The 13,268-nt window shown below is 42.3% G+C and carries 10 protein-coding genes and 1 riboswitch; of the genes, 7 read left to right on the top strand and 3 right to left on the bottom strand.

Translation table 11 applies throughout. The annotated features are described in order from the left end of the window. Positions 1 to 74: 74 nt before the first annotated feature. Positions 75 to 254: riboswitch (Lysine riboswitch) on the bottom strand. Between the two features lie 187 nt (positions 255 to 441). The 6 genes from A9479_RS09365 to A9479_RS09340 all read left to right on the top strand — a co-directional run bounded on the left by A9479_RS09365 (position 442) and on the right by A9479_RS09340 (position 8,876). Next, positions 442 to 1,140, top strand: a complete 699-nt coding sequence (locus tag A9479_RS09365) for a DNA-3-methyladenine glycosylase I (RefSeq protein ID WP_036955712.1) — start codon at positions 442 to 444, stop codon at positions 1,138 to 1,140. A gap of 8 nt (positions 1,141 to 1,148) precedes the next feature. Next, positions 1,149 to 2,558, top strand: a complete 1,410-nt coding sequence (locus A9479_RS09360; RefSeq protein ID WP_064663278.1) for a YdiU family protein — start codon at positions 1,149 to 1,151, stop codon at positions 2,556 to 2,558. 320 nt (positions 2,559 to 2,878) lie between these two features. Further along, positions 2,879 to 3,943 (top strand): OmpA family protein, encoded by a 1,065-nt coding sequence (locus A9479_RS09355; RefSeq protein WP_013463815.1) that lies wholly within the window; start codon positions 2,879 to 2,881, stop codon positions 3,941 to 3,943. 255 nt (positions 3,944 to 4,198) lie between these two features. Beyond that, the gene (acnB, locus tag A9479_RS09350; protein WP_028835937.1) at positions 4,199 to 6,796 is read left to right on the top strand and encodes a bifunctional aconitate hydratase 2/2-methylisocitrate dehydratase; all 2,598 of its coding nucleotides are present in this window, start codon (positions 4,199 to 4,201) and stop codon (positions 6,794 to 6,796) included. Between the two features lie 201 nt (positions 6,797 to 6,997). Next, positions 6,998 to 7,630, top strand: a complete 633-nt coding sequence (locus tag A9479_RS09345; RefSeq protein ID WP_013463817.1) for a 2OG-Fe dioxygenase family protein — start codon at positions 6,998 to 7,000, stop codon at positions 7,628 to 7,630. Positions 7,631 to 7,640: 10 nt separating this feature from the next. After that, a complete protein-coding gene (locus A9479_RS09340; protein WP_064663277.1) occupies positions 7,641 to 8,876 on the top strand; it encodes a cysteine desulfurase-like protein in 1,236 nt (411 codons plus the stop codon). 70 nt (positions 8,877 to 8,946) lie between these two features. Here the strand turns inward: A9479_RS09340 and A9479_RS09335 are convergent, their stop codons facing one another. After that, complete coding sequence (locus A9479_RS09335; RefSeq protein WP_024602232.1) at positions 8,947 to 9,651, bottom strand: 2OG-Fe(II) oxygenase; 705 nt, start codon at positions 9,649 to 9,651, stop codon at positions 8,947 to 8,949. Positions 9,652 to 9,682: 31 nt separating this feature from the next. Here A9479_RS09335 and A9479_RS09330 point away from each other — a divergent pair, with 31 nt between their 5' ends. Further along, positions 9,683 to 10,081 (top strand): thioesterase family protein, encoded by a 399-nt coding sequence (locus tag A9479_RS09330; protein WP_024602231.1) that lies wholly within the window; start codon positions 9,683 to 9,685, stop codon positions 10,079 to 10,081. A 7-nt stretch (positions 10,082 to 10,088) separates the two neighbouring features. On the opposite strand, the gene glpD is transcribed toward A9479_RS09330, so the two are convergent. Together glpD and glpK are read right to left on the bottom strand one after the other, a co-directional pair. Further along, the gene (glpD, locus tag A9479_RS09325) at positions 10,089 to 11,591 is read right to left on the bottom strand and encodes a glycerol-3-phosphate dehydrogenase (protein ID WP_064663276.1); all 1,503 of its coding nucleotides are present in this window, start codon (positions 11,589 to 11,591) and stop codon (positions 10,089 to 10,091) included. A gap of 5 nt (positions 11,592 to 11,596) precedes the next feature. Continuing rightward, on the bottom strand, positions 11,597 to 13,102 hold the full coding sequence (gene glpK / locus A9479_RS09320; protein ID WP_064663275.1) for a glycerol kinase GlpK: 1,506 nt from the start codon (positions 13,100 to 13,102) through the stop codon (positions 11,597 to 11,599). Between the last annotated feature and the right edge of the window lie 166 nt (positions 13,103 to 13,268).

Genomic DNA, 13,268 nt, shown 5'->3' with positions numbered 1-13,268 from the left:
CTGACTCTTTGAATGTATTTATAATTCGAAGAGCGAATGGGCTTATATAACAGGGCGCACGGCCTTATTATACTAAGACCAGAAGCTCTCCACCAAATATGTTATTGGTGACAGTCGCTAGGATTCAGCCTAGTCGCCCGAAGCAACCTTTCACAAAAAAGTGTTACCTCTCGGCGTTAATTCCCCTCACGTATGCTCAATGGAGTTTGCGCTCCTAACATACGCTACCTGAATAACGCACCTCTTCCAGCCCTTTGCACTTGCTATTGAAAAATCAATCAGCAAATACAATGTAATAGGGTAAGTGTGGCGATTAAACCACTTTAGCCGTCTAGGTGTCAAGTGACTAAATATAGATAGATTCATCCTGATTGACAGTTATTACGTATTAGCTGCTTTTCTCGTACACTAGTACTATTGTCGAAGTAAGGTATTAAGCAGATGGAAAAATTTAGTGATATTTATAAGCGAGCGGTAGAGCGAAAGGGCTCTGAAAAAATGCTTAAGTTGTTACTCGCAAAACCTTTATCTAACAAACAACTCCTCACATTAAATGATGATGATTGGCTAGAAGAATTTACTCGGAAAGTTTTTCAAAGTGGTTTTTATTGGTCGGTGATCAACAGTAAGTGGGCCGGATTTAGAGAGGTTTTCTGGGATTTCAATGTTGAAAAACTATTGATGATGCCACCGGATATGCTTGAGCAAAAAGCCAGTGATGAGCGGATTGTGCGCAACTATAAAAAAGTAAAAACTATTACCGAAAATGCGTATATGATCCACGAAGTTGCAGAGCAATACGGCAGCTTTAGTGAGTTTATTGCTAACTGGCCAAGTGAAGATATTATTGGCTTGTGGGCGTATTTAAAAAAGCATGGTGCAAGGCTTGGTGGTAATACCGGCCCTTATGCGCTGCGCGCCTTAGGAAAAGATACTTTTTTACTTTCAAGAGACGTAGAAAGCTATTTGCGTGCCCATAAAATTATCGATGGCGGATTACAAACTAAAAAGTCACTAAGTGCGGCGCAGGCATTCTTTAATGAACTGCAGCAGCAAAGCGGCTTAAGCATGCAAGAGCTAAGCTTAATTGTCGCTTATGGTGTCGGCGACAATCGCGTAGGTATCAGCCAACAACAATAGGATTAAACATGAAATTAGTGCCAAGGTATACCGACATTGGTGAGGGGTTTGCAATTAGCGATCATCCAGCCAAGGTGACAGCGCCACAGTTATTGTTATGGAATGAGCCCCTAGCTAAGCAATTTAATATACAGGTGAGTGCCGATTCTCGAGCAAATATATTTAGCGGTAATGAACCCCAAGCGATTTCTGCGGTGGCACTGGGATATTCTGGTCATCAGTTTGGTCATTTTTCTCCACGCTTAGGAGACGGCCGAGCGCATTTACTTGGCGCGATTAGTGATGATAAAAACCAGCTTTGGGATGTGCAGTTAAAAGGCGCTGGCGCTACGCCATTCTCGCGCGGAGGCGATGGCCGCTGTGCATTAGGTCCAGCTATTCGTGAGTACGTAATGAGCGAAGCTATGCACGCGCTTGGCATTCCAACAACGCGTTGTTTAGCCGTGGTTGGCAGTGGCGAAACCGTTTATCGCAACCCACCTCAACCAGGTGCTATTGTAACCCGACTCGCCAGCAGTCATATTCGGGTGGGCTCGTTTCAATATTTAGCCACTCAAGGTGACGTTACTAGCCTAAAAAACTTAGCCGACTTAGCCATTCAAAGACACTATCCCGAGATTAACAGCACTGGCGCTCAGCGTTATTTAGATTTTTTAGCCGCAGTGATAACCAATCAAGTTAACTTAGTCGTAAGTTGGATGAGGGTGGGGTTTATTCATGGGGTAATGAATACCGACAACACCTTAATTAGTGGTGAAACCATAGATTACGGCCCATGTGCCATGATGAACCAGTTTGATTTTGATACCGTGTTTAGCTCTATTGATAAACAAGGGCGTTATGCGTTTGGTAATCAGCCAAACATGGCAAGTTGGAACTGTGCCCGCTTAGCAGAGAGTCTAATAGCGCTGGTCAGTGACGATGACGAGCAAGCGGTGGCAATGATGACGCCTTTAATTGAGGGCTTTTCAACGCAATTTAACCAACAATTTAGCGCTATGTGGGCACAAAAGTTAGGGCTAACAATAGCTGATGATAAAGATAATGAGCTGGTGGGGGAGTTACTAGGGCTATTAAAAGAACACCAGCTTGATTATACCAATACTTTTAATGCACTCACTGAGTCGTTAAATGGGCAAGCTGAAATACCATCAGCACTTACCTCTTGGGCACAGCAATGGCAAACACGAACTAATGAGCACAGCTATCAAGTGATGCGACAAGCCAATCCGAGCGTGATCCCACGTAACCATATTATTGAAGATATTATTACTCAGTACACTACGCATGGGGATAGTGAGCTACTCAGTCGTTTTAGCAAAGTGATGTCGAGCCCTTACACAAGCCATGCGCAGGCCACTGAGTTTCAAACGCCGCCCGAAGATGATAAGAATTATCGTACTTTTTGTGGTACTTAAGTATGGTTTTTTGCATTTTAAAATGAATATAAAAGGTCATTTTTTACCCCAGCGACGTTCATTCATAGAGCAAACTATGAACGGGTGATACCATAACTCCATAAAAGCCAGTGATCGTGTGGGGTTTAAAGCGATTGTTTGCTTTTTGAGCTAGCCTGTGTTCATCGACATTTTTTATGAGCTAGTTTTATTATCCTAGATATTGAAAAAATATATTTGCGTTAAGTATTGATTAACAAAGACTCAGTTACTGTATAGGTAAGTTAGAAGAGCTAGCAATGCTTAGCTACATTTTTAGTTGTTAAAATGGGAAGAAAACAATGAAATTAAAATCACTTACAATGGCTATTGCGTTAGCTGCAACTAGCGCATCTACTTTCGCAGCCGAGCAAGAAGGCTTTTACATCGGTGCATTCGGCGATTATTACGATGCTTCGTGGAAAAACATGCGTGAGCAAGCTGGCCTTGACGTTAATGAGTCAACAGGCTGGGGTGCTGAATTAGGCTACCGCTTTAATGATTACTGGAGTGCGCGTTTAGAGTACGCAGACCTAGACTTTAATGCTCACGACAAAGTATTGAACAACCGCAACGATATTGACGGCGAACGTTACGGTATCGATGCACTTTACCACTTTGGTGGCGGTCCTTTCTACGGTTTATTTGGTCTGAAAGATATTGATGTTGTTGATGACAACACGTTTGTAAACGCAGGTGTAGGTTACCGACACTTTGTTACAGACAACTTTTTTGTTAATGCTGAAACCAGTGTTTACCAAGGTTTAGACAAAGGCTACACAGATGTTGGCGCTAAATTAGGTATAAACTACTTCTTTGGTCAAAAATCGGCGCCAGTAGCACCGGTTGAGCCTGCACCACAGCCAGAGCCAGAAATTGTTCCTGTGCCGGTAGCACTTGCTGATACAGATAAAGACAGCATTCCTGATGTAGATGATAAATGTGCCAATACACCTATGACAGATGCTGTTGGTAGCGATGGTTGTACACTTTATGAAGATACTGAAGTAACAGTAAGCTTGTTAGTAACATTCCCTAACAATGACTCGTCAGTTTCACAGCAGTACTTAAATGATATTGATGAAGTAGCGACTTTCTTAAAAGAGTACCCAGATACAACAGTGCTTCTTGAAGGTCATACGTCTGCAGTAGGTAAAGCGTCTTACAATAAATGGTTATCTAAAAAACGTGCTGATGCAGTAGCTAAAAAGCTAATTGCTGATGGTATTGCAGAAGATCGCATTACAACGGCAGGTTTAGGTGAAGAACGCCTTAAAAATGAAGCGAATACGGCAAAAGCGCATGCTGAAAACCGCCGCGTTGAAGCACACGTAAAATCTATTAAACGTGTAAAAGTATTACGTTAATAGTCTCATTATTGAGTAAAAACCCAGCTTAGGCTGGGTTTTTTTATGGCTGCTTAATAGGTATTCATGGGAGTTGGTTTTACTTTGTTCACTATTCATATTATTAATAATCGGTATAACTAGTTGCCTAACTGGATGGATTTTAATCTATGCACAAAAGCTTTATAATCGGCAGATAGAATACTATAAGTATTGGGTTATGGTGTGTTTAGTAAACACCACCGAATACTTTAACGTCACCAAGAGGGCAATACTGTGCTACAAGAATATCGTAAACACGTAGAAGAACGTGCCGCGTTAGGTATCGTACCAGCGCCATTAGATGCTCAGCAGACGGCTGATCTTATTGAGCTAATTAAAACGCCACCGGCAGGTGAAGAAGAGTTCATCCTAGAACTACTGATCAACCGCGTACCACCAGGTGTTGATGATGCAGCCTACATTAAAGCAGGATTTTTAGCGGCTGTTGCTAAAGGTGAAGCTGTTTCTCCGTTGATTTCTAAAGAAAAAGCAGCTGAGTTACTAGGTACTATGCTCGGTGGCTACAATATTGCGCCAATGGTTGAACTACTTGATGACGAAGCGTTAGCGCCAATTGTAGTAAAAGGCCTTTCGAACACATTATTAATGTTTGATGCGTTCTACGATGTAGAAGAAAAAGCAAAAGCAGGTAATGCATACGCCAAGCAAATTATAGAGTCTTGGGCTGCGGCAGAATGGTTTATCAATAAGCCAGCCGTTGCTGAAAAAATCTCTGTTACGGTATTTAAAGTCACTGGCGAGACAAACACCGATGATTTATCACCAGCACCAGATGCATGGTCACGTCCTGATATTCCGCTTCATGCATTAGCCATGCTTAAAAATGAGCGTGATGGTATTAACCCTGACAAAGACGGTGAAGTAGGTCCAATCACTCAGCTTGAAGAATTAAAAACTAAAGGCTTACCACTTGCTTACGTAGGTGACGTTGTTGGTACAGGCTCTTCGCGTAAGTCTGCAACAAACTCTGTGCTTTGGTTTATGGGGGATGATATCCCATTCGTACCAAACAAGCGCGTGGGTGGTGTATGTTTAGGTAACAAGATTGCGCCTATTTTTTTCAATACAATGGAAGACTCGGGTGCGTTACCAATCGAATTAAATGTTGATGAATTCAACATGGGTGACCAAATCGACATCTACCCTTATGAAGGTGTTGTGAAACGTCATGGTACTGATGATGTGATCTCTACATTTGAACTTAAATCAGAGGTAATTTTAGACGAAGTTCGTGCTGGTGGTCGTATTCCATTGATCATTGGTCGTGGTCTTACAGACAAAGCACGTACATCATTAGGTTTAGGCGCAACTGACGTATTTAAAGTACCAGCAGTGACTGAAGTATCAGACAAAGGCTTTACGCTTGCGCAAAAAATGGTTGGTAAAGCATGTAACGTTGCCGGTATTCGCCCAGGCCAATACTGTGAACCTAAAATGACCACGGTTGGCTCGCAAGATACAACAGGTCCTATGACGCGTGATGAGCTTAAAGACTTAGCCTGTTTAGGTTTCTCTGCAGATTTAACAATGCAGTCTTTTTGTCATACATCCGCTTACCCTAAGCCAATCGATGTAAACACGCACCATACGCTTCCTGATTTTATTATGAATCGTGGCGGTGTATCGCTTCGCCCTGGTGATGGTGTAATTCACTCATGGTTAAACCGTATGTTATTACCAGATACCGTAGGTACGGGTGGTGATTCACATACACGTTTCCCATTAGGTATTTCATTCCCAGCAGGTTCGGGGGCGGTAGCGTTCGCAGCTGCAACGGGTGTAATGCCACTAGATATGCCTGAATCAATTTTGGTTCGTTTTAAAGGTGAAATGCAACCGGGTATCACTTTACGTGATCTTGTACATGCTATCCCTTACTTCGGTATCAAAGAAGGCCTATTAACGGTTGAGAAGAAAGGTAAAATCAACGAATTCTCTGGTCGCATACTAGAAATTGAAGGGGTTGAGCACTTAACGGTTGAGCAAGCGTTTGAGCTATCCGATGCATCTGCAGAGCGTTCAGCTGCTGGCTGTACTGTTAAGCTTTCTAAAGAGTCTATCAGCGAATACCTTGAGTCAAATATTGTTATGCTTAAGTGGATGATTTCTGAAGGTTACGGCGATGTACGTACGATTGAACGTCGTGTTACTGCAATGCAAGACTGGTTAGCAAACCCAGAGCTAATGGAAGCTGATAAAGACGCAGAGTACAAACACGTACTTGAAATCGACCTTGCTGAGATTAAAGAGCCAGTACTGTGTGCGCCAAATGATCCTGATGATGCACGCCTACTTTCTGATGTGACAGGCGAGAAAATCGATGAAGTATTTATCGGTTCTTGTATGACTAATATTGGTCACTTCCGTGCTGCAGGTAAATTACTCGATGGCTTTAAAGGGCGTATCCCAACACAGCTTTGGGTTGCTCCACCAACGAAAATGGATAAAGACCAACTTACAGACGAAGGTTACTACGGTATTTTTGGTCGTGTTGGTGCACGTATTGAAACGCCAGGGTGTTCACTGTGTATGGGTAACCAAGCACGTGTTGCGGACAAAGCAACGGTTGTGTCTACTTCTACACGTAACTTCCCTAACCGTTTAGGTACAGGGGCAAACGTATTCTTAGCATCAGCAGAGCTGGCAGCAGTAGCAGCAATTTTAGGTAAATTACCTACACCCGCTGAGTACCAAGAATACGCAGCGAAGATCAATGCAACGGCAGCAGATACCTACCGTTACTTGAACTTCCACCGTATGCCTCAGTACACTAAAAAGGCAGACAACGTAATTATTCAGCAAGCTGTATAATTTATAGAGTGTGTTTAAAAAACTCGCTTCGGCGGGTTTTTTATTGTCCAAATAAAATATTAGATAGATAATGCTTAATTCGTTGCATGATTGTATTAACTTTCGTTAAATGTCGTCATTGATATGGTTAATAAAGCAAAAAATCCTCTCTATATGCATTAAAATCCTCGACAATATTATCATTATTATAAGCAGGATTTTATGACCGCATTAAACAACCAGAATTTACTGCAACTTCGTTTTATTAACCAAGCCAATATTGATTTGGTTAAGCCTTCTTTTGATAACTTACCTGCAAATCCTTATGCAGATGGTGCGTTTCGTAAACGCCGTTATTCAGTGGTTAAATTACAAAATGGTGAGCTTAATCTTCAAGCGACCAAAGCGTTTGTGCAAGACGATTCAATTAATACCTTTCAAGGTAATGTTGAGCGTACTTACGAAAACTTAGAGCAAAGCTTGCTTGAGTCTGAGGGTATGAAAAGCATTGTTAGCGAATTTGCAGCGATCACCGGCATTGACGCAGAGCGTGATATTGAAATTCACCAATTTAGAATGCTTGCCATTGATAGCGATACGCCAGCAGCTCCAGAAGGTGTGCATCAAGATGGGTTTGACCATGTGTGTGTATGTGGTGTTTCTCATGAAAATTTAGAAGGTGGTGAGCTATTGGTTTATGAAAACCAACAAGCTGAACCGTGTTTTAAAATGGAAATAAAAGACGGCATGTTTGCACTAATTAATGACCGTCAGGTATGGCATAACGCCACGCCAATGAACAAAATTGATGCTAACAAACCAGGTTACCTGGATTGCTTTGTACTAACTGCTTAAGAGAAATAAAATGAATTTAATGCAATTGCGCGCGCAATTTCCTGCTTTAATGCAAACTGTTGATGGCAAGTCACCGGTGTTTTTAGATGGGCCAGGTGGCTCACAAGTACCCCAGTCGGTACTCAGTGCCATGACCGCTTATTTAGGGCATTACAATTCAAACTTGGGCGGTGCGTTTTTCTCAAGTGACAAAACGGTTGAGCTGATGGCGAATGCGCGTCAAGCGGCGGCTGATTTGTTAAATGCGCCCAGTGCACAAAATATTGTGTTTGGCCCTAATATGACTAGCCTAACATTTAGCTTTAGCCGAGCAATTTCACGCAATTGGCAAGCAGATGATGAAATTATAGTGACCAATGCTGATCATTTTTCAAATGTATCGTCTTGGCAGCAAGCCGCTGAAGATAAGGGCGTTGTGGTTAATACTGCACTGGTTAATGAAGCCGACTGCAGTTTAGATATGGCGCATTTTGAAAGCCTATTAAACAGTAATACTAAATTAGTTGCCGTTACGTATGCCTCAAACACCACGGGATCAATTAACGACATTAAACGTATTATAGAGCTTGCTCATAATGTGGGTGCGTTGGTGTATGTTGATGCGGTGCATTATGCGCCACATGAACTGATTGATGTACAAGCGTTAGATTGCGACTTTTTAGCTTGTTCTGCATATAAGTTTTTTGGCCCGCACTTAGGCATGGTTTATGGTAAAACTGAGCACTTAGAAGGGTTTACACCTTATAAAGTAGAGCCAGCAAAAGATGTTGCACCAGGTCGCTGGGAAACCGGCACACAAAGTTTTGAGGCACTTGCAGGCTTTATTGCGGCGGTTGATTACATAGCGGCGATTAGCGAACTTGATGACAGTCACTCACGCCGAGAAAAATTACGTGTTGCGTTTGCTAAAACAAAACAACATGAAATGGCATTGAGTGAATACTTTTTAACGCGTCTAGTTAACTATCCAAAAATTAAGTTGTTTGGTATAGACGATTTAGAGCGTTTGAGTGAGCGTACCCCTACGTTCGCACTGACCTTTGAAGGGTTAGAGCCTCGCCAAGTGTCTGAATTTTTGGGTAAACAACATGTATGTGTATGGGATGGTAATTTTTACGCCCAAGGTTTATGCAAACAACTGGGTGTGCTTGATAAGGGCGGCGTAGTACGCATTGGTTGTATGCACTACAACACCATCGAAGAGATGGACACGCTCTTTAATTTGTTTGATGAGCTGCTAGGTTAACCCTTATTTATTCAACACTTTTTAAAGCCATAAGTAAAAATTACTTATGGCTTTTTTATTGGCTAATTACCTAGCTTTGTGGCGTTCCATAAATTTGCTCTGCTCGATTAAACAAAACCCATGAGGTTAAAATATACTTATCGTTTGATACTGGCTTATTGCCTCTATGTGTATGGGTAAAGTAGCCTGGGGCAACCACCATACTGCCTTTTTTAGGGGCTATTTTACGATTTTGATAATAAAACTCGGTTTCTCCGCCTTCTTCAACATCATTTAAATAAAACATAAATAACAACACCCGATGCAGTGCTTCATTATGCTGTAGCTGCGGATACACCTCACTGTGCCAATACGGATAACCGCCTTTATTTACTTCGTATTTTTGCGCTTGAATATTACCGAGTCTAAAAATTTGCTGCACCAATAAGGGGAGTTGTGGTTTACCTACCTCGTCATAGTTGGCGTGAGTTAAATCAACCGGTTGTCCTGTTTTTGGGTGATATACCTTTAAACCAAATGCCCCAATCATCATAAAAATATGTTCTTCAATGTAGTTGAAAACATACTGTGCAGTGGTTTGTTGAATATGTTTTAATTGTTCTGCGTATTCAGGATGATTGTTTAAGTATAAGTCGTGGCTATCTTTTTTATTAAGGTCAACACCGCCCGATGTCATCCCTTGTTTAATATGCGGGCTTTGAGAAAAGGTAGTGATAAAGTTATCGCAAAATTCATTACTGAGCGCGTTGTCATACACGCGGATAAAGTCCGTCATGAGTTACCTGTTTAATTATTATTGGATTATTATGTTTACTGAAAAAGTGATGCCGCGTTTTAGCGAAACGGATGCACTCGGACACATCAACAATACCGTACTCCCCGTATGGTTTGAAGCGGCCCGAGTACCTATTTTTAAATTTTTTACGCCTGATCTAAATCCACACAACTGGAAGTTAATCATTGCTAAAGTAGAAGTGTCGTTTGTTGGCGAACTATTTTATGCCCATGAGGTGACAATTAACACCAGCATAGAGCAGATTGGCAATAGTTCATTTGTGATCCGCCAAGAAGCATGGCAGCAAGATAAGTGCTGCGCCATTGGTAAAACGGTGATGGTACGTTATGACTTTGTTAGTAAAACAAAGCAACCACTTTCGACTGATGAAAAAGCCGCATTAACACAGCACCTTGTAGCAGTTAGTTAATCGCAGCTTAACTATGACAAGCTGGATGTTTAGTTAAATATTGCCCCAAGGCAATGACTTGTTTTTCTGAAAAGCGCAGCCCAAGCTTTGTTCGTCGCCAAAGTATATCTGCGCTGGTTCTTGCCCATTCATGGTTTACTAAGTAATCAACTTCTTGCGCATACAGACCATGACCAAAGTGATAACCTAAATCGCCGATTGCTTGGCTGTTCCCCAGTAATTGATAACTAAGCGTGCCATAGCTGCGAACCATACGTTTTAAGGTGTCGATTGCCAGCCAAGGGTAGCTACTTTCTAACTGAGCGATAAGGTATGTTTGGTTACTAAAGTCGCCGCCTGGTAAAGGGGCATCTTTCGTCCACGAGCCACTCATCTTTGGGTAAAAAGGCACTAATTTATTGACGGCATTTTCTGCAAGCTTTCTATAAGTGGTAATTTTGCCACCAAACACACTTAATAATGGAGCATAATCAGCTTCATTATTTAATATCAGTTTGTAATCGCGGGTCACCGCTTGGGCATCTGTTGATTTGTCATCTAATAGTGGCCGCACCCCACTAAAGCTGTGCACAATATCGGCCGCGCTTATTGTGTTTTTAAAGTAATGGTTAGTGATACTGATGAGATACTGTATTTCTTGCTCACTAATTTTTACATCAGCAATATCGCCGGTGTACTCTTCATCAGTGGTGCCAATCAGTGAGTAATCTTGCTCATAAGGAATGACAAATACAATGCGGTTATCTTCATTTTGTAAAATATAGGCAACTGGCTCATTGTGGAGTCGGGGCACTACAATATGACTGCCTTTCACAAGGCGAATAGTGTGCGGTGTGGGCTGGGTAAATACATCTTCAAATAATGACGCGACCCATGGGCCTGCGGCATTTACAACACTTTTTGCCTTTATATTTAGGTGCTGCTTGCTGGCTTGCTGCTCTAAAATCACATCCCAATAATCTGCGTTACGCGTTGCTTTAATGCAGCGGGTGCGTGTTGCAATGGTGGCGCCTAAATTATGAGCCGCTTGGGCGTTTAAAATCACTAAACGCGCGTCATCAACCCACCCATCAGCGTATTCAAAGCCATGGGTTATACTGTTGTTAAGTATACTATTGGTGTCAAATTCAATCGTTTTTGAGGCAGGTAAGGTGTCACGTTTTGCTAGGTGATCGTAAATAAATAACCCCACACGAATCATCCAAGAAGGACGTAAGTGTGCTTGGTGCGGTAGCCTAAAAGAAAGCGGCCACATAATATGCGGCGCTTTTTTTAATAGCACTTCACGTTCACGTAATGCCTCTCTTACCAATCTAAATTGATAATTCTCTAAATAGCGTAGCCCGCCATGAATAAGCTTGCTGCTATTAGAGGAGGTGGCTGAGGCTAAATCGTTTTGCTCACACAATAATACTTTTAAACCGCGACCACTGGCATCGGCAGCAATGCCAGCGCCATTAATACCGCCGCCAATAATGAGTAAGTCATATTCGTTGTCGTGTGCGCTCATAGATTTTACTCACTCTCGCCGTCATTGCTATTAGAAAGTCTAACTTGTGCAATGCAATGTAGCCACTTTGCGTATAAATCGTTGCGCTCTTCACTGCTCATGGTTGGTTCAAAGCGACGATCGCTTTTCCACATGCTGGCAAGCTGCGCAGTTGATTCATACACCCCAGTTTGCAAACCGGCTAAGTAAGCAACCCCTAACGAAGTGGTTTCGGTTAGAGTGGGGCGCTCAACGCTTGCGCCTAAAATATTGGCTAAAAACGCCATTGCCCAATTATTGTTTGCCATGCCGCCATCAACTCTTAGAATACTAGGGCGGAGTCCGTCGCCTTCCATGGCTTTTTGTAGATCTTTGGTTTGATAACCCACCGACTGCAAGGCAGCTGCAACAATAGTGCTAATGCCTGAGTCTCGGGTTAGGCCCAAAATTGCGCCTCGGGCATTTGCATCCCAATAGGGCGCACCTAAGCCTGTAAACGAGGGAACCAAGAATACCCCATGATCCAAGGGAACATCTTTGACGAGAGCTTCACTTTCTCCCGCGTTTTCTAATAACTTTAAGCCTTCTACTATCCACTGCATGGTGGCACCAGCCATAAAAATACTGCCTTCAATCGCATAGGTGGGTTTGCCGTTGAGCCGATACGCAAGAGTGGTTAATAAACGATTATTTGATTTTAGTGCTTTATCACCAGTGTTAAGCATTAAAAAGCAGCCCGTTCCGTAAGTACTTTTTGCCATTCCTTCTTCAAAACAAGCTTGACCAATTAAGGCGGCTTGTTGATCGCCTGCTATACCGCAAATTGGAATTTCACCACCAAATAGCTCGCTTGCAGTCACCCCAAAGTCAGCCGCTGAGTCCATTACCTCAGGTAGCATCGACGCTGGAATATCAAATAAGGCGAGTAAGTCTTCATCCCAGCATTGCTGATGAATGTTAAACAGTAATGTACGAGAGGCATTGGTAGCATCGGTTTTGTGAGCTTTACCGTTAGTGAGTTGCCATAGCAAGTAGGTATCTATCGTACCAAATGCTAGTTCACCTGCGTGTGCTTGCTCTTTAGCGCCTTTGACGTTATCTAAAATCCAACGAATTTTGGTTGCAGAAAAGTAAGGATCGAGCACTAAACCGGTTTTATCATTCACCATTTGTGTATGCCCAGCATGACGTAAACTATCGCAATATTCACTGGTGCGTCGGTCTTGCCACACAATCGCATTGTAGATAGGTTGCCCGGTTTTTTTATTCCACACTAAGGTGGTTTCTCGTTGGTTAGCAATGCCAATGGTAATAATGTCGGCGGCAGTGACTTGTTGCTGCGATAATACGTTTTTAACGCTGCTTAATACGGTTTGCCAAATATCTACAGGGTCATGTTCAACCCAACCATTTTTCACAAAGTGTTGAGGGAAGGTTTGTTGAGCCGTGTCAAAAACCTCGGCATCTTTAGTGTATAAAATAGCTCGAGAGCTTGTCGTTCCTTGGTCAATCGAGAGTATGTATTTAGACATAAAAAATAGTGTTGTTTAATTTAGATAAAGACAGCTTGTCTTTAAGCTAAACGAATAGCAATGCTTTTGCACCATAATGGTTAAAATTATAGATGAGCGAAAGGTAGGAGAGGGAGGTGAACACTCAATTCTGGCGCCTACAATTTAATAGGCGCCAAATAACAAC

This window comes from Pseudoalteromonas sp. MQS005, from assembly GCF_001661605.1.
In the GTDB taxonomy this organism is placed as follows: Bacteria; Pseudomonadota; Gammaproteobacteria; order Enterobacterales; family Alteromonadaceae; genus Pseudoalteromonas; species Pseudoalteromonas tetraodonis.
This window is presented reverse-complemented; position numbering and strand designations above follow the sequence as displayed.